This window comes from Micropruina sp. (assembly GCF_027492755.1).
Lineage (GTDB): Bacteria > Actinomycetota > Actinomycetes > Propionibacteriales > Propionibacteriaceae > Micropruina.
Window position 1 is genome coordinate 1 of sequence record NZ_JAPUED010000085.1, and the last position, 16,594, is coordinate 16,594.

Genomic DNA, 16,594 nt, shown 5'->3' on the forward strand with positions numbered 1-16,594 from the left:
CGGACGCCGCTCCACCCGTGAGGTGGAGCGGCGTCTTTGGTTGTGTGTGTCTGGGCAGGCTAGGTCGCTGCCCGGCCAAGTGCCGCCGCCGCAATGTCGACATCGTCGGCGGTCGTGCTCCGCCCGAGCGACAACCGGAGGGCGCCGAGGGCGATATCGGCCGGAACGCCCATCGCGATCAGAGTGGCCGAGGGGCTGTGCACCCCCGAATGGCAGGCGCTGCCGGTGGACGCCGCGACGCCGTCGATCGCGTCCAGGATGTCGGCACCCAACCGGTTCGGCACGGCGACCATCAGCGTGTTCGGCAGCGAGTCGCTCGCCGGGCTGATCCGGACCAGGCCGGGGACGGCTGCCGCGAGACTTGCCCAGAGTCGTTCGCGCAGCGCGGTCTGACGGGCATGCTCGGCCGTCAGTAGACGCGCTGCCAGTTCGGCGGCTGCACCGAGACCGACGATGCCCGCCACGTTCTCGGTGCCGGGCCGGATGCCGTGTTCCTGGCCGGCACCGACCACCACCGGCGCGATCCGGACGCCGCGCCGGATGTAGAGCGCGCCGACTCCCTTGGGGGCATAGAGCTTGTGTCCGGCGATGCTGAGCAGGTCGACGCCGAGGTCGTCCACCGCCACCGGAATCTTCCCGACCGCCTGCGCACCGTCGGCATGCATCACGCCTCCAGCAGCGTGGACGGTGGCCGCGATCGACCGCACACCCATGGTAGCGGAAAAAAGATATTTTGGCACGGAAAAAGTAGCGCAACCCAGTGGTCAGGCAGGGACCCCGCCGGGCCCGCCCCCCGCCCCCGTACTCCCCCCCCCCCCCCGCCCCCCGGGGGCGGCCCCCCCCCCCCCCCCCGGGGGGGGGGGGCCCGCCCGCCCCCCCCCCGGCTGGATCGTGCCTACTTCGTTGTGGGCCAGGATCAAGGTGCCCAACCCGATTGGTCCGGCGGGCACATCGGCGGTTCGGACCCGAGCCTGGGCGTCCACCGGAAGCTCCCGCAGCTCCCAGCCGTGCCGCTCGCGCAGGTGTGCGAGCGGCTGAACGGTGGCGGGGTGCTCGACCGCGGAGGTCATTGCCCGGCGCGCCTGGGCGTGGACGGCGGCACCCCGGATCGCGAGGTTGTTGGATTCGGTGCCGCCCGAGGTGAACACGATCTCATCGGGCTGGGCCCCGATCAGCGCAGCAACCTGCTCGCGCGCGCGGTCGACGCCTTGACGTGCGAGACGGCCCTGAGCGGTGGCGCTGGAGGGATTGCCGAACCGTTCGGTGAGGTAGGGCAACATCGCTTCGACCACCTCGGCCGCCACCGGGGTGGTGGCGTTGTGGTCGAGGTAGATGGGTTCGTCGGGCACGAGGTCTCCCTGAGAAGCTCCGGTGTCAGCTGTTCCGGCGCAGGTACTCCAGCACCACGCTGTTGTCCTGGTCGCCCAGGCCGGCGTCGGTCAGGCCACTGAACAGGTCCAGCGACACCTTCAGCGAGGGCAGCTCGCGGCCGCCGGCGCTGTCGGTGGCGAAGGTGAGGTCCTTGACCAGGAACTTCGCCGGGCCGCTGGGCGAGAAGTCCTCGGCGGCCAGCTTGTCGCGCTTCTGATTCAGCAGCTCGGACGCCGCCAGCCCGGCACCCAGCACGTCGAGCACATGGCCGACGTCCAGTCCGTTGTCCTTGGCCACGATCGCAGCCTCGGCCAGTGCCACCAGGGTGCCGGCGACCACCATCTGGTTGCAGGCCTTGGCCACCGCACCGGCGCCCACCTCACCCATCAACTCGACGGTGCCGCCGATCACGTCCAGCACCGGACGCAGCCGTTCGAACATCTCCGGCGACGAGCCGCACATGATCGACATGGTGCCGTCCTCGGCCTTCGCGACGCCGCCGGACATGCAGGCGTCCATCACCTCGACCTGACCCTGCAGACGTTGCGCCAGCTCGCGGACGCGGTTGGGGGAGATGGTGCTCATCACCACCAGGTCCGTCGTGCCACCCTCGATCAGCGCGGGCAGCATCGGCTCCAGGTAGGGCAGGTCGGGCAGCAGGCAGAAGACCAGCTCGCGGTCCTGCAGCGCCACCGTGGCGTCGGTCGAGACCGCCACCCCGGCCTCGGACGCCGCCGGCACCTCGACGATGTTGGCGCCGGTCACGTCGTGGCCGGCACGGGCCAGGTTGACCGCCACGGGCAGTCCCATATTGCCCAGGCCCAGCACACAGATCTTCATGCCCACTCCTCCAGTCGCGCCCGGAACTCCGGGCTGTCCAGCACATCACGGTTCACCACGAATCGTGGCGCCTGACCCGCCGCGACGGCCAGCAGGGCGTCCACGCAACTGTTGCCGTTGCCCAGGCTCATCTCCGACGTCCAGGACAGCGAATGCGGCGCCAGGGTGACGTTCGGCAGCTTCTCGATGCCGGACGTCTGCGGCTCGTCCTCGAACACGTCCAGGCCGGCGGCCCGGATCGAACCCGAGGTCAACGCCTCGATCAGCGCCGCCTCGTCGACGATCGGTCCGCGCGCCATGTTGATCAGCACCGCGCTCGGCTTCATCGCGTCCAGGAAGCCGGCGTCGACCGCGTGGAAGGTGTCCGGGGTGAGCGCGGCCATGATGATCACCGCGTCGGACGCGGCCGCCAGCTCGGCCCGATCGACCAGCCGGACGCCCATCTCTGCGGCCCGTTCGGGCGGACAGAACGGGTCGTGGCCGATCAGCGTGACGTCGAACGGTGCCAGCAGCCGGAGGAACTCGCCCCCGGTGTTGCCCACGCCCAACAGCCCGATGGTGAGGCCGTTCAGGCCGGTACCCATCAGATCCGTCCGCCCCGCCCAGTTGTGCTCGCGGACCAGGGCGTCCTTGGCGACCAGGTTGTGCAGCACCGCCAGCAGCATCGCCAGTGTCGCGGTGGCCACCGGGCGGCGGGCGCCGTCCGGGGTGATGGTGATCGCGACGGCGTTGCTGGTGCAGGCGGCCAGGTCGACGGTGTCGTAGCCGACGCCGAACCTGGCCAGCACCAACGGACGCGGCACGCCCTCGGCGAACGACGCCTCGGTCACCGCGGGGGCGGCGAACAGGACGCCGTCGTAGGGCGCCAGGTCGTCGGGCGAGAAGGTCGCCACGTTGTCGGGCAGGTACTCCCAGGTCACGTCCGGACGATCCAGCCGGCCGAGGCCGATGTCGCCCCAGACGTTGCGGTCGCCGTCCAGGAAGTCGCGGGAGACCCCGATGCGGAACGGACGCGCCATCAGAACACCGCGATCGGGTTGACCGGGCCGCCGGTACCGCGCGGCACGTTGAGCGGCGCGACGGTCAGCATGAACCGGTAGGCGCCCTCCTCGCGGCAGGCCACCGCCAGTTCCTCGAGATCGAGGTTGTCCAGCAGCGGCACACCCATCGCGGTGATCGCGAGCACATGGATCGGCGAGCCGATCCCCGGAGTGGGCGAGGGACGGGCGTCGCTGTCGCCGTCGCCGCCGAGCAGGCTGATGCCGCGCTCGGCGAGCAGCGGCATGGCGTCGACGTGCAGGCCGGCGCTGCCCTCGGTATCGGCGTCCCAGGGGCCGAGCGCGGCCCGGCGGGCGAACTGCCCGCTGCGCACCAGCACGGCGTCGCCGGGTTCGATGCGGACGCCGAGTGCCTCCTCGACGCGCAGGATGTCCTCGGCATGGAAAGCGGTGCCCGGCTCGATCCAGTCGACGCCGTCGACCGCGGCGAAGTCGAGCAGCACCCCGCAGGTGACCAGGTGGCGCAGCGCGGAGACGTCGCCGAAGTCGGTGCCGGTGGCATTCACCACCTCGGCGGAAGTGTTGCCGTCGAACAGCTGGCCGCGGTAAGCGATGTGGCTCAGCGCGTCCAGGTGCGAGACCGCCTTGCCGTGGAAGGCGACACCGAGGAAGTCTTTGTTGCAGGTCGGTTCCGGTGGTTCCCGGTCGCCCAGCTCGACCATCATGTGCATGGCCGGCTGTGGGTTGTCGATGCCGCTGACCGTGTTCCAGGGCAGCGCCATCTGGGCGGTGCGGCCCGAGCGGACCAGGCCGGCGGCCTCGCGGACCTTGTCAGGGCCGACTGTGCTCCAGGCTCCGCGAGAGGGCTCGCTATATTGTCCCCACCTCTTGAGCTGCTCGAAGACCTCGTCGAACTCAGCTTGCGAGACCTCGGGCAGGGCAAGTGGGTTGGTGACGCGCGCGGCATCCACGATCGGAGCTCCCTTCGTTGGGTGTTGGCGGCATCACCGTAGTCCATTACTCTGGCAATGATCCAGCATAGTGATCAAGAAGGGCGTGCGATGGATCGCAGTGCGGTACCGGCTCTGACGCGGGCGATGACCATCATCGACCTGCTCGCCGGTGCCGGGCAGGCTGGCCTCACGGTCACCGACATCGCCGCCCGCACCGGTATCGCGAAGTCCACCACGGCGCTGCTGTGCTCGGTGCTCGAGCATGAGGGCATGGTGCGCAAGCACGACGGCCGCTACCGGCTGGGCCGCCGTTTCCTCGGCCTGGCCGCCGACTACCTGGCGACCGTGGACGACCTGGAGGAGTTCTACGCCGAGGTGCGGCGGCTGCCGATCGTCTCCCGCGAGGCCGCGAGGCTCGCGCTGCTCGACGGCACCGACGTCATCTACCTGGCCCGCTACGAGGCGACCGGGCGGCCGCGCCGCGTCACCGGCGGCATCGGTGACCGTTTCCCCGCGTCCATCACGGCAAGTGGTAAGGCCATGTTGGCCACCTTGCCGGCCGAGGCGGTCGAGGATCGCTTCCGCGGCCGGCTGTTGCCCCGCTACACCGAGCGCAGCATCCAGGCGCTGCCCGATCTGTTGCGCGACCTCGAGGCGGTGCGTGAGCGCGGCTACGCGATCGACGACGAAGAGACCAACCTCGGCCAGGTCTGCTACGCGGTCCCGGTGCGCAACGCGCCGGACGAGCCGTCCGAACTGGCGGTGAGCTCCACCCTGACCCGGGAGCGGGCCTCGGAGCTGTCGACCGCTGAAGTGGTCGCCGAGCTGACCCGGCTCGCCGAGCTGTTCCGCAACCCGCTGGCCGGCCGCACCTTCTGAGAATCCAGCCGCGTGCGCTGAGAGGAATTCCGCGCCAGAACTGGACGCGAATCTCTCGAAACGCTTGCCTCGCGTGCAAACCTGGTCCAGAATCTTGGTCACAGTCCAAAATGTTGGCTTTCACTCAGAGTTGAGGATCCAATGACTGATGCTCCCCTGATCGAGATCAAGGGCCTGGTCAAGCAGTTCGGCGCCACCCAAGCGCTCAAGGGCGTCGACTTCACCCTGCAGCCGCACAGCATCCACGCGTTGCTGGGGCAGAACGGTGCGGGCAAGTCGACCCTGATCAAGGTGCTGTCCGGCCTGTACCCGCCGACCTCGGGCGACGTCCGGGTACAGGGTCATCCGCTCGGCACGCCCGAGGCGACCCAGGCGATGGCGTTCATCCACCAGGACCTGGGCCTGGTGGAGGCGATGAGCGTCGCCGAGAACGTTGCGCTCGGTACCACCTATGCGCGCAGCGGCGGCCTGATCAGCTGGCGCCAGGTGCGCCGCCGCGCCGAGGAAGCGCTGGCGCTGGTCGAACTCGACGTGGATCCCGAGACGCTGATCGCCGACCTGACCCGGGCCGATCGGTCCCTGGTCGCGATCGCCCGGGCGCTCTCGGCGGACGCGCCGATCCTGGTGCTCGACGAGCCGACGGCTTCGCTGCCGGCGGCCGACTCCGAGCGGCTGTTCGAGGTGCTGAAGAACCTGCGCGACCGTGGCTGCGGCATGATCTACGTCTCGCACCGGCTCGACGAGGTGTTCGCCATCTCCGACTCGGTGACCGTCTTCCGCGACGGACGGCTGATCCACGCCGGTGGCATCAAGGACAAGACGCCGCAGGACCTGATCATCGACATCGTCGGCAGCAAGCCGAAGAGCTACCAGTCCCGCTTCAATGCCCAAAGCCGTCCGGTGGTGCTGTCCGGCGAGCGCGTGCTGGCCGGGCCGGCGGGTCCGGTGAGCTTCCAGGTGCATGCCGGCGAGGTGGTCAGCATGGTCGGTCTGACCGGCGCCGGCCACGTCCAGCTCGGACGCGCCATCGGCGGCGCCTTCCCGATGCACGGCGGCACGTTGACACTCGACGGCGAGCCCTACGCCCCCGCCTCACCGGCCGCCGCGGTCGATCGCGGCGTCGGCTTCGTCACCTCCAACCGGATGGAGGAGGGGATGGCGCCCGAGATGAGCGTCCGGGAGAACTTCCTGGCGAACCTGCGACCGCGCGGATTGTCGGTGCTCAGCTGGAACAGCCCCAGCAAGGACGCCGCGCTCGGCGAGGAGCTGACCGAGACCTACGGTGTCCTGCCGCCCAACCCCGAGGCGCCGATCGCGACCCTCTCCGGCGGCAACCAGCAGAAGGTCATGGTCGGCCGCTGGCTGTCGGCCAACCGCAGGGTGATCGTGCTGGAAGAGCCCACCGCGGGCGTCGACGTCGGCGCGAAGGCCGACATCTACCGCCTACTCGAGGGCGCGCTGGACGAAGGTCTGGCCGTCGTCATGGTCAGTACCGATTTCGAGGAGGTGGCCAGCGTCGCGCACCGCGCACTGGTCTTCGTCCAAGGGCGGATGACCGAAGAACTGGCCGGCGAGGATCTCACCGTCGGCAAACTCACCGCCGCGAGTTCCGGCGCCAACCTGCTGACCACCAACTGACGAGGGAGTCCACCGCAATGACCACAGCAGCACCAGCCGCGCCCGCTCGCCCGGCCAAGCGCCGCCGCGGCGGAGGCTCGTTCGTCGGCACCTACGGCCTGCTCGTCCTGGCCGTCCTGTTGTTCATCGTGTTCGCCATCCTGATGCCGGGCACGTTCCTCACCCAGACCAACCTGAACGCCATCCTGGGGGCCAACTCGATCCCGGCGATCCTGGCGCTGGGTGCGATGATCCCGATCGCCACCGGCAAATTCGACGTCTCCATCGGTTACGCGCTGGGCCTGGCCCACGTGCTGATGATGGTGATGGTCGTCAACGGGGTGCAGTGGATCCTCGCCGCGCTGATCGTGCTGGTGATCCTCACCCTGGTCGGCATTGTCAACGGCCTGCTGGTCGAGCTCGGCAAGATCGACTCCTTCGTCGCCACCCTGGGCACCGGCTCGGTGCTCTACGCGATCACCGGCGCCGTCACCGACGGCGCCCGCGTGGTGCCCACCGGTGAGCGGCTGCCGTTCGGCTTCACCGATCTCTACGACTCCAAGTTCATCGGCATCCCGGTCGCTGCCTGGTACGTCACCGTGATCGCGGTGATCCTGTGGATCGTGCTCGAGCGGCTGCCGCTCGGCCGCTACTTCTACGTCCTCGGCTCCAACCAGCGCGCGGCCGACCTGATCGGCCTGCCCACCCAGCGCTACTCGGTGTATGCGTTCGCGTCCTGCTCGTTCCTGGTCGGCGTGGCCGGGGTTCTGCTCGCGTCGCAGCAGCAGATCGGCAACCCGTCGGTCGGTTCGGAGTACATGCTGCCGGCGTTCGTCGCCGCGCTGCTCGGTTCGACCGTGATCAAGCCCGGACGCCCCAACGCGGGCGGCACCATCGTCGCCGTCGTCACCCTGGCGATCGGCCTGGCCGGCATCGGCCAGCTGGGCGCGAACTTCTGGGTCAACCCGCTGTTCAACGGCGTCACGCTGCTGATCGCCGTCGGTCTGGCCGGCTTGAGCGCCCGCCGCAAGATCCTGGCCGGCATCGCGGCCAACAAGGCCGTGGACACTGTGGCGCCCGCCGCGGGCGCCACCGGAGTCCGGTCGGCGGACTCCGAACTCACCGACACCGTCGGTCCGCACACCTCGGCCGCGCCCGACATCGAACCCGCGGCGGATTCCGACGACGTCCCGCCGACCTCCTGACCAGATTCGCTCCTTGCACGAAAGGCTCACCATGGCATCACCATTCCGCAGGCCGCTGGTCGCCGGCTGCGCGCTCGCCCTCGGCGCCGCGCTCGCCCTGACCGGGTGCGAACGCGGGTCCGACGCGATCCGGGCCACGGCCGAGAACACCGTCGCCGTACCGGCGGAGTGCGCCGACGTCGTCGCCAACGCCAAGGCGGCGGTCGAGAAGGCGTCCGCCGCCGACCAGCCCTGGGACGGACCGACCACCGGCCCGAAGGCGACCACCGGCAAGACCATCGTCTACGTCGCCCAGTCGATGCAGAACCCGGGTGTCGCCGGTGTGGCCGCCGGGCTGACCGACGCCAGCGCGGCGATCGGCTGGACGCTGAAGGTCATCGACGGCCAGGGCACCCCGTCCGGCATCCTGAGCGCCTTCAACCAGGCCCTCACCCTCAAGCCGGACGGCATCATCCTCGGCGGCTTCGATCCCAAGACCACCGACAGCCAGGTCCGGCAGGCCAACGCCGCGAAGATCCCGCTGGTCGGCTGGCAGGCGCTGGCCACCCCCGGCCCGAGCGACGAGCCGAAGCTGTTCAGCAACATCACCACCAAGGTCGAGGACGTCGCCAAGATCAGCGCGCAGTTCGTGATCGCCCGCTCCAACGGCGTGGCCGGCGTGGTCATCTTCACCGACTCGTCGATCCCGTTCGCCGAGGGCAAGAGCCAGATGATCCAGAAGGAGCTGCAGACCTGCTCGTCGGTCGAGGTGCTCAAGTACGCCAACATCCCGCTCGCCGACGTGGCGAACCGGATGCCCACCGAGACCAGCGCATTGCTGAGCAGCCTGGGCGACAAGTGGACCTACTCGGTGGCGATCAACGACGTCTACTTCGAGAACGCCACCGCCGCCTTCCGGCAGTCCGGCCGGACCTCAGCCACCGCGCCGATCAACGTCGGTGCCGGCGACGGCGACGCCGCGGCGCTGACCCGGATCCGCAACGACGACTTCCAGGCGGCCACCGTCCCCTCGCCGCTGCGTTCCGAGGGCTGGCAGATCGTCGACGAACTGAACCGGGCCTTCGCCGGCGAGAAGGCGTCCGGCTACGTGCCGCAGATCCACGTCTCGACCAAGGACAACGCCTCGGCCGAGAACTACTGGGATCCGTCCGGCTACCAGGAGGCGTACAAGGCCATCTGGGGCAAGTGACACGACCCTCGAATGGGTTCCGGCAGGCGCCGTCCGACCAAGTCGGACGGCGCTTCGCCGTTTCCCTTTCGTGAGGCGTCGACAAGGGGCAGAGTTGGGGTGAAGGCGTCACTTGGACGCCGCCTGCGGTCGGGGGTCCGCGGGCACGACGAACAGGGAGTGTTCAATGAAGAAGCTCATCAACGACCCGGCGGACGTGGTCACCGAGACGCTCAAGGGATTCGCGGCCGCCAACGCCGAACTGGTCACCGTCCATCTCGATCCCGACTACGTGGTGCGTGCCGACGCACCGGTCAGCGGCAAGGTCGGCCTGGTCTCCGGCGGAGGCTCCGGCCATGAGCCGCTGCACGCCGGCTTCGTCGGTCTCGGCATGCTGGACGCCGCGGTGCCGGGCGCCGTTTTCACCTCGCCGACGCCCGACCCGATCCTGGAGGCCACCAAGGCCGTCGACGGCGGCGCGGGGGTGCTGCACATCGTGAAGAACTACACCGGCGACGTGCTCAACTTCGAGACCGCCGCCGAGATGGCCGAGATGGAGGACATCAAGGTCAAGGCGGTCGTGGTCAACGACGACGTCGCCGTCGAGGACTCCACCTGGACGGCCGGTCGCCGCGGCGTCGCCGGCACCGTGCTGGTGGAGAAGATCGCCGGTGCCGCCGCCGAGCGTGGCGACGACCTGGACGCCGTGACCGCCGTCGCCGAGAAGGTGATCGGGCAGGTCCGTTCGATGGGCGTCGCGCTGACCGCCTGCACGGTGCCACACGCCGGCAAGCCGTCCTTCGATCTTGGTGAGGACGAGGTCGAGATCGGCATCGGCATCCACGGCGAACCCGGACGGCACCGCGTTCCGATGGCGCCCGCCGACGCGATCACCGATCAGCTGATCGACCCGATCCTGGCCGACCTGAAGCTGGACGGCGACGACGTGCTGCTGTTCGTCAACGGCATGGGCGGCACCCCGGAATCGGAGCTGTACATCGTCTACAACCACGCCCGTGAGCGGCTGGAGGCGGCCGGCCTGACGGTGACCCGTTCGCTGGTGGGCAACTACATCACCTCGCTGGAGATGCAAGGATGCTCAATCACGGTGCTCAAGCTCGACGACGAACTCACCGCGCTGTGGGACGCACCGGTCAACACTGTTGCTCTCAGGAGGGGTGTCTGAATGACGAATCTGGACGTGGAGTGGGCCAAGGACTGGATGCGCCGGTCCTCGGCACTGCTGACCGAACGTCGGATGGAACTGATCGACCTCGATCGCGCCATCGGTGACGGCGATCACGGCGAGAACATGGCGCGCGGCTTCACCTTCGTGGTGCAACGCATCGACGAGAATCCGCCCGAGGACGTGCCCGGCGTGTTCAAGCTGGTCGCGCAGACCCTGATGTCGAAGGTCGGCGGCGCCGCCGGCCCGCTCTACGGCACCGCATTCATGCGGGCGGCGAAGGCGGCCGAGGGTGATCTCGACGCCGCCTCGGTGGCGGACATCTGCGCGGCGGCGCTGGAGGGCATCGTCGCCCGCGGCAAGGCGACCACCGGCGAGAAGACGATGGTCGACGCCTGGACGCCGGCGATCACCGCGGCGCGGGCTGCCGCGGAGGCGGGCCAGAGCCCGGCCGAGGCGTTGCGGGCGGCGGCCGATGCCGCCGCGAAGGGCGCCGAGGAGACCATTCCGATGCAGGCCACCAAGGGTCGCGCGTCCTACCTGGGCGAGCGCTCGATCGGCCATCAGGATCCGGGTGCCACCTCGACGTCCTATCTGCTGGGTGCCGCCGCCGATGCCGCCGAAGCGGCGAGCTGAGAGGATCGACGAATGAGCATCGCTTTCGTGATCGTTTCCCACTCGGCCAAGCTGGCCCAGGGCGTCGTCGAACTCGCCCAGCAGATGGCGAAGGACATCGAGTTCCGGGCCGCCGGCGGCACCGACGACGGTGGCATCGGCACCTCTTTCGACGCCATCTATTCCGCGGTTGAGGAATTGACCGAGGCCGGTCATCAGGTGGTGCTGCTCACCGACCTCGGCTCGGCGGACATGACCGTCGAGGCGGTGCTCGAGGTGGTGGACGGCGACGTCGTCCGGTTCTGCCCCGGTCCACTGGTCGAGGGCGCGGTCGCGGCCGCCGTCACCGCCCAGGTGGGCGGCGATCTGGACGCGGTCGCCGAAGCCGCCAAGGCCAGGGACATCTTCGCTTAGCGGACATGCCGCGGACCTCGCAACCTTGATGCGCGGCCCCGGACAGCAGCCCGAACCGGTTCGAAGCTCAATAAGGTAGGTCCGACGAAAGGGTGGACCCTTGAGCCTCGACATGGTGCTGTTGGCCGGGGCCGCAGTGCTGCTCGCCGCTCTCGGTGCCGCACGTCTGTCGAGTTCGCTGGGTCTTCCCTCGCTGCTGCTGTTCCTCTTCCTCGGCGTCGGAGTGGGCATCTGGGTCGACTTCGACAATGCTTCGATGGCCCACGACCTGGGCTTCGCCGCCCTGGTGCTGATCCTGGCCGAGGGTGGTTTCACCACCAAGTGGCGCGAGATCAAGTCGGTGCTGACGCTGGCCGGGCTGCTGGCCACCGTCGGGGTCGGAACCTCGATCGTGGCGATGACCCTGTTCGGGCACTTCGTGCTCGGCCTCGACCTGGCCACCTCCCTGCTGCTGGGCGCCATCACGGCGCCGACCGACTCGGCGGCGGTGTTCTCGGTGCTGCGCCGGGTGCCGATCCCGGGCCGGATGCGCGCCCTGTTGGAGGCCGAATCGGGCCTGAACGACGCCCCCGTCGTGCTGCTGGTAACAGCCGCGACCGCGTGGGCGCTGGGCGACAGCACGGAGGGTCCCGCCGAGATCCTCGGCATGGTCGCCTTCGAACTGTTGGGCGGACTGGCTGTCGGACTGGTCATCGGCTGGGTCGGCGCTCGGGTGTTGAAGACGATCGCGCTGCCGGCGTCCGGCCTGTATCCGCTGGGCGCGCTGGGTTGGGCGCTGCTCGCCGACGGGGCCGGCGGCATGCTGCACGTCTCCGGATTCGCGGCCGTCTACATCTGCGCCATGGTGCTGGGAAACTCCGATCTGCCGCACCGCAACGCCACCAAGTCCTTCGCCGAGGGCGTCGGCTGGGTGGCCCAGATCGGCTTGTTCGTGATGCTCGGCCTGCTTGCGCACCCCGAGCGGTTCTCCCCCCAGGTGTTGATGGTCGGGGTGGCCGCCGGCCTGTTCCTCACCGTGGTCGCCCGACCGCTGTCGGTCGCGATCTGTTCGGTGTGGTTCCGGGTGCCCTGGCGAGAACAGGCGTTCCTGTCCTGGGCGGGCCTGCGCGGCGCCGTCCCCATCATCATGGCGACCGTGCCGTTGGCCTCGCCGCTTCCGCAGGCGCGTGACCTGTTCGACCTGGTCTTCGTGTTCGTCGTCGTCTACACCACGCTGCAGGCGCCGACGTTGGGCTGGGTGGCCCGCAAACTCGGCGTGACGACGGGCGACGACGCCGTCGACATCGAGGTCGAGGTGGCGCCGCTGGACAAGATCCAGGCCGACTTCATGCAGATCAAGGTGCCGGCCGGTTCCCAGTTGCACGGGGTGACGATCTTCGAGCTGCGGCTGCCGCCGAGCACGGTGGTGTCGCTGATCATTCGCGACGGGACGCCGTTCGCGCCCGGTGCCCGCGACGTGATCCGGGCCGGGGACGAACTGCTGGTGGTGGTGCCGTCGAGGTACCGCTACAAGGTGGAGACCCGGTTCAAGCAGGTCGGACGCGGCGGCCGGCTGTCCCGCTGGCGGGAGGAATCGGGCGAGTAGCGCCTCAGGAGTGGGTCGGCGCGGGCGTCGGGCTGGCGCTGGCGTTCGAACCCGGAATGGTCGGCAGGCAGACCGGACCGCTCACCGCGACGGACTGCTTGGGGTTGGTCAGCCGACCCGCGTAGTCGTCGCCGAGCAGGACGTCGACGACATGATCGACGCGGCCATCGCCCTGCCTGGTGGCGTTCTTGAAGAAGCCCGCCACCAGGATGACTTCCGGATCGCTGGCGGAGTTGCCCACGATGACCGTGTTGGTGAGCCGCTGATCGGTGTTGTTGACCTTGAGGATGTTGAACCCGTAAGAGCGCATCGCGCTACTGACCCGCTTCGCCAAACCGCCGCGCAGCCCCGCGTTCAGCACCCGCAGGGTGACGTGATTCGGGGTCAGTTTGCCGCCGACATCGGTCATCACGCACGGCTCGGGCGGTCGGGCAGGGATCTGCGCGGTCGCGTTCTGGTAGCCCCAGACGCCGCCGAAAACGACGATCGCGGTCAGTGCGAGCAGGGTCAACGGTGTCTTGATAAACCGGCTGATCTCCCGCACGCCCACCAACTCCTTGTTCGGCCTCCGCCCAAGGTTACTTGAGTTCCAGGACGCGGGCGTGCATCGTCTGCCGCTGCTGCAGCGCGGCGCGCAGGGCGCGGTGCAGGCCGTCCTCGAGGTAGTAGTCGCCCTGCCAATGGATGACGTGGGCGAACAGGTCGCCGTAGAAGGTCGAATCCTCCTCGAGCAATTGCTCGAGATCGAGTGTCCGCTTGGTGGTCACCAGTTGATCGAGCCGGATCTGCTGCGGTGCGATCGCGGCCCACTGCCGCTGCACATAGCCGTGCTCGGGGTAGGGGCGGCCCTCGCCGACACGCTTGAAGATCACGGGGGCAAGTGTATCGGGATCGACCTCCCTCAACCGCAGAGCACCAGGTAGCACAGCTTGCTACGATGGATCGATGAGTGTGAATCCCGAGATCAGCCAGCGGGATCTGCGGCTGCGTTCCCGCGAGATCATGGACGCTGTCGAGCACGGCCAGACGTTCACCGTGACCCGCGACGGCCGGGAGATCGGCGAGCTGGTGCCGTTGCGTCGCCGCCAACGGTTCGTTTCGCGCGTCGGTTTCGCCGAGTTGTCCCGGACGGCTCCCATGGTCGATCTTGACCGGTTTCGCTCCGATCAGGACGCGGTAGAGCAAGGTCTGGACGATCCCTATGCCCGGTGAAACCATCCGCGGGCTGCTCGACACCAACATTCTGGTGCTGCGCCGCGGGATCGATCCGACCGAGTTGCCCGACCAGGTGGCGATCAGTGCCGTCACTCTCGCCGAACTCTCCGCGGGCGTCCATCTGATCGAGGGCGACGACGCCGAGGCCCGCGCCGAACGTGCGCGACGCGCAGATGTGTTGCAGCGTGCCGAGAACGAATTCGACCCGATTCCGTTCGATGCGGAGGCCGCGCGGATGTTCGGCCGGATCTGCGCCGCCGTCCGTGCAGTGGGCCGGACGCCGAGGCGGCGGGTCGCCGATCTGATGATCGCCTCAGTGGCGGCGGCCGCTGAGTTGGCCCTTTATACGACCAACCCCGGCGACTTTGCCGGCCTCGACGAAATCGTCCGGGTCGTGCCCGTCAGGCGTCCCCTACAGTGACGTCATGTCGACCTCACCTGACGTAGCCGCGATCACCAAGGGCTACACCTTCGACACTCCCGCGATCGAACTCGGCGTCCTGGTGGACGGCGATCCGGTGCCCGACGCGAAGGTGCGGATCTCGCTCTCCATGCTGAACCGGCACGGGCTGGTGGCCGGCGCGACCGGTACCGGCAAGACCAAGACCCTGCAGTTGATGGCCGAGCAGATCGCCCGGGCCGGCGTGTCGGTGTTCGCCGCCGACATCAAGGGTGACCTTTCCGGATTGGCGCTGCCCGGGAAGTCGTCGGAGAAGCTGCTGGCCCGGACGTCCGCGATCGGTCAGGACTGGCAGCCGCACGGCTGCCCGGTCGAGTTCTACGCGCTCGGCGGCCAGGGCACCGGCGTCCCGCTACGGGCCACGATCAGCTCGTTCGGGCCGATCCTGCTCAGCAAGGTGCTGGGGCTGAACGAGACCCAGGAGTCGACGCTGGGGCTGGTGTTCCACTACTGCGACACCCAGGGCCTGCCGCTGCTCGACCTGGAGGATCTGCGTTCGGTGCTGGCCTACCTGACCTCGGACGAGGGCAAGGCCGATCTGAAGAACCTGGGCGGGGTGTCGTCGGCGACCGCCGGCGTCATCCTGCGGTCGCTGGTCACGCTGCAGACCCAGGGTGGTGAGGAGTTCTTCGGCGAACCCGAGTTCGACAGCAACGACCTGCTGCGCACCACTCCGGACGGCCAGGGCGTCATCTCGCTGCTGGAGCTGCCGAACCTGCAGGACCGGCCGGCGATCTTCTCCACCTTCCTGATGTGGCTGCTGGCCGACCTGTTCCACGACCTGCCCGAGGTCGGTGACATCGATCAGCCCAAGCTGGTGTTCTTCTTCGACGAGGCGCACCTGCTGTTCTCGGGCGCGTCCAAGGCGTTCCTGCAGGCGATCGCCCAGACGGTGCGGCTGATCCGCTCCAAGGGCGTCGGCATCTTCTTCGTCACCCAGACCCCGAAGGATGTCCCCGAGGAGGTGCTGGCCCAGCTCGGCTCGCGGGTGCAGCACCAGTTGCGGGCACACACCCCCAACGACGCCAAGGCGCTCAAGGCGACCGTGGCCACCTACCCGAACTCGGGCTACGACCTGGCCGAGGTGCTGCAGAGCCTGGGCATCGGCGAGGCCGTCGTCACCGTGCTCAACCCGGACGGCGCGCCCACCCCGGTGGCGTGGACCCGGATGCGGGCGCCGGAGGCATCGATGGATCCGATGGAGGCGCAGATGATGGCCGGCGGCGTCGCCCAGTCGTCGATGATGCGCAAGTACGGCCAGTCGATCAACCGCGACTCGGCCTACGAGATGCTCACCCGCAAGCTGCAGCAGGGCGCCGCGGCAGCAGCAGCGGAGGCTGAGCGGGCCGCCCAGGAGAAGGCGGCGGCCGCCGAAGCGAAGCAGCGTGAGAAGGACGCCGCGGCCGCGGCCCGGGCTCAAACCCGGGCGACCCCGCGGACGACGTCCAGCCGTCCGGCACCCAAGAGCGGCGTGGAGAAGGTGCTCAGCTCGCCGACGTTCTGGAACAAGGTGATCACCGTCGGTGGTGAGATCGCCCGCGGAATGATGGGCACCGGCCGGAAGCGCTGAGACAACCAAGGACTTTCACTTGTAAGTGAAAGTCAGCATGCTGGGTTGGGTTCCCGCTACGGAGGTTTACCCGCCATGTCCACGGTGATACCGACGACCAACAAGATCTTGGCGACCGAAGCGGAGTCTCAGTTGGCCCGCGGCGTTCCGGAGACGCTCGTCGGCCCTACTGGTGAACTCTTCGTGTCCGGCTCGGCTCAGGAGCCTCGTCCGTTGCCGCCGTCCTGCTAGGTGTCTCGCGCCCCACGGCTGATCAAGATGGCGCGCGAAGGTCGTATCGCTTCGCACAAAGTGGGGACGCATCTGCGTTTCCGTTCCGAAGACGTCCTCTCCGAGAGGAAGGCGCGCCGCGCGCGAGAGCGCCAGGCATTTCGCGAATTGCGCGAACTCGAAGAGGACTGAGGTCTTACGCTCAATGTCAGACGGCCCTTGTCGGGTCGGGTTGTGCTGGGGTTTGGGCCACATGGCGTGTTCGTGGAAGGCACGTGCATTCCGCGGCGCGCGCCTGCCAGGCTGAC

The 16,594-nt window shown here is 68.8% G+C and carries 18 protein-coding genes; 11 read left to right on the plus strand and 7 right to left on the minus strand.

What is annotated here, in order from left to right:
* Window positions 1-59: 59 nt before the first annotated feature.
* From Q0066_RS05715 to Q0066_RS05735, 5 genes are read right to left on the minus strand one after another with little or no spacing between them, the layout of a single operon-like run.
* Window positions 60-713, minus strand: coding sequence for an aminotransferase class V-fold PLP-dependent enzyme (locus Q0066_RS05715; protein ID WP_298130961.1), 654 nt, complete (start codon window positions 711-713; stop codon window positions 60-62).
* A 51-nt stretch (window positions 714-764) separates the two neighbouring features.
* Entirely contained in the window at window positions 765-1,349 is a 585-nt protein-coding gene (locus Q0066_RS05720) for an aminotransferase class V-fold PLP-dependent enzyme (protein ID WP_298130963.1), read from the minus strand.
* 25 nt (window positions 1,350-1,374) lie between these two features.
* Window positions 1,375-2,211: an NAD(P)-dependent oxidoreductase gene (locus tag Q0066_RS05725; RefSeq protein WP_298130965.1), complete on the minus strand. Its 837-nt coding sequence runs from the start codon at window positions 2,209-2,211 to the stop codon at window positions 1,375-1,377.
* Window positions 2,208-3,230 carry a 2-hydroxyacid dehydrogenase gene (locus tag Q0066_RS05730; protein ID WP_298130968.1) on the minus strand — a complete coding sequence of 341 codons (1,023 nt, stop codon included), beginning with the start codon at window positions 3,228-3,230 and terminating at the stop codon, window positions 2,208-2,210. Before Q0066_RS05730 ends, Q0066_RS05725 begins: the two co-directional genes overlap by 4 nt.
* Window positions 3,230-4,180 (minus strand): cyclase family protein, encoded by a 951-nt coding sequence (locus Q0066_RS05735; protein WP_298130970.1) that lies wholly within the window; start codon window positions 4,178-4,180, stop codon window positions 3,230-3,232. Before Q0066_RS05735 ends, Q0066_RS05730 begins: the two co-directional genes overlap by 1 nt.
* A 90-nt stretch (window positions 4,181-4,270) precedes the next feature.
* Here Q0066_RS05735 and Q0066_RS05740 point away from each other — a divergent pair, with 90 nt between their 5' ends.
* The 8 genes from Q0066_RS05740 (at window position 4,271) to Q0066_RS05775 (ending at window position 12,831) form a co-directional block, all read left to right on the plus strand.
* Window positions 4,271-5,041, plus strand: a complete 771-nt coding sequence (locus Q0066_RS05740) for an IclR family transcriptional regulator (protein WP_298130971.1) — start codon at window positions 4,271-4,273, stop codon at window positions 5,039-5,041.
* Between the two features lie 141 nt (window positions 5,042-5,182).
* Window positions 5,183-6,679, plus strand: coding sequence for a sugar ABC transporter ATP-binding protein (locus Q0066_RS05745; RefSeq protein WP_298130973.1), 1,497 nt, complete (start codon window positions 5,183-5,185; stop codon window positions 6,677-6,679).
* 17 nt (window positions 6,680-6,696) lie between these two features.
* Complete coding sequence (locus tag Q0066_RS05750; RefSeq protein ID WP_298130975.1) at window positions 6,697-7,863, plus strand: ABC transporter permease; 1,167 nt, start codon at window positions 6,697-6,699, stop codon at window positions 7,861-7,863.
* A gap of 31 nt (window positions 7,864-7,894) precedes the next feature.
* Window positions 7,895-9,052 carry a substrate-binding domain-containing protein gene (locus Q0066_RS05755; RefSeq protein ID WP_298130976.1) on the plus strand — a complete coding sequence of 386 codons (1,158 nt, stop codon included), beginning with the start codon at window positions 7,895-7,897 and terminating at the stop codon, window positions 9,050-9,052.
* 166 nt (window positions 9,053-9,218) lie between these two features.
* The gene (gene dhaK, locus Q0066_RS05760) at window positions 9,219-10,217 is read left to right on the plus strand and encodes a dihydroxyacetone kinase subunit DhaK (protein WP_298130978.1); all 999 of its coding nucleotides are present in this window, start codon (window positions 9,219-9,221) and stop codon (window positions 10,215-10,217) included.
* Window positions 10,218-10,853, plus strand: coding sequence for a dihydroxyacetone kinase subunit DhaL (gene dhaL, locus Q0066_RS05765; protein ID WP_298130980.1), 636 nt, complete (start codon window positions 10,218-10,220; stop codon window positions 10,851-10,853). It abuts the gene before it with no gap.
* A 12-nt stretch (window positions 10,854-10,865) separates the two neighbouring features.
* Window positions 10,866-11,246 (plus strand): dihydroxyacetone kinase phosphoryl donor subunit DhaM, encoded by a 381-nt coding sequence (gene dhaM, locus Q0066_RS05770; protein ID WP_298130982.1) that lies wholly within the window; start codon window positions 10,866-10,868, stop codon window positions 11,244-11,246.
* Window positions 11,247-11,358: 112 nt separating this feature from the next.
* Window positions 11,359-12,831 (plus strand): potassium/proton antiporter, encoded by a 1,473-nt coding sequence (locus Q0066_RS05775; protein ID WP_298130990.1) that lies wholly within the window; start codon window positions 11,359-11,361, stop codon window positions 12,829-12,831.
* Window positions 12,832-12,835: 4 nt separating this feature from the next.
* Here the strand turns inward: Q0066_RS05775 and Q0066_RS05780 are convergent, their stop codons facing one another.
* Both Q0066_RS05780 and Q0066_RS05785 read right to left on the minus strand, forming a co-directional pair.
* Window positions 12,836-13,375, minus strand: a complete 540-nt coding sequence (locus Q0066_RS05780) for a LytR C-terminal domain-containing protein (RefSeq protein WP_298130984.1) — start codon at window positions 13,373-13,375, stop codon at window positions 12,836-12,838.
* A gap of 34 nt (window positions 13,376-13,409) precedes the next feature.
* Window positions 13,410-13,703 carry a type II toxin-antitoxin system VapB family antitoxin gene (locus Q0066_RS05785; protein WP_298130985.1) on the minus strand — a complete coding sequence of 98 codons (294 nt, stop codon included), beginning with the start codon at window positions 13,701-13,703 and terminating at the stop codon, window positions 13,410-13,412.
* 73 nt (window positions 13,704-13,776) lie between these two features.
* Here Q0066_RS05785 and Q0066_RS05790 point away from each other — a divergent pair, with 73 nt between their 5' ends.
* Genes Q0066_RS05790 through Q0066_RS05800 form a run of 3 tightly spaced genes read left to right on the plus strand, consistent with a single transcriptional unit; the run spans window position 13,777 to window position 16,076 of the window.
* On the plus strand, window positions 13,777-14,043 hold the full coding sequence (locus Q0066_RS05790; RefSeq protein ID WP_298130986.1) for a type II toxin-antitoxin system prevent-host-death family antitoxin: 267 nt from the start codon (window positions 13,777-13,779) through the stop codon (window positions 14,041-14,043).
* Window positions 14,033-14,467, plus strand: a complete 435-nt coding sequence (locus Q0066_RS05795; protein WP_298130987.1) for a type II toxin-antitoxin system VapC family toxin — start codon at window positions 14,033-14,035, stop codon at window positions 14,465-14,467. The genes Q0066_RS05790 and Q0066_RS05795 overlap by 11 nt, the downstream gene beginning before the upstream one ends.
* A 4-nt stretch (window positions 14,468-14,471) precedes the next feature.
* Window positions 14,472-16,076 (plus strand): helicase HerA-like domain-containing protein, encoded by a 1,605-nt coding sequence (locus tag Q0066_RS05800; RefSeq protein ID WP_298130989.1) that lies wholly within the window; start codon window positions 14,472-14,474, stop codon window positions 16,074-16,076.
* Window positions 16,077-16,594 lie beyond the last annotated feature (518 nt).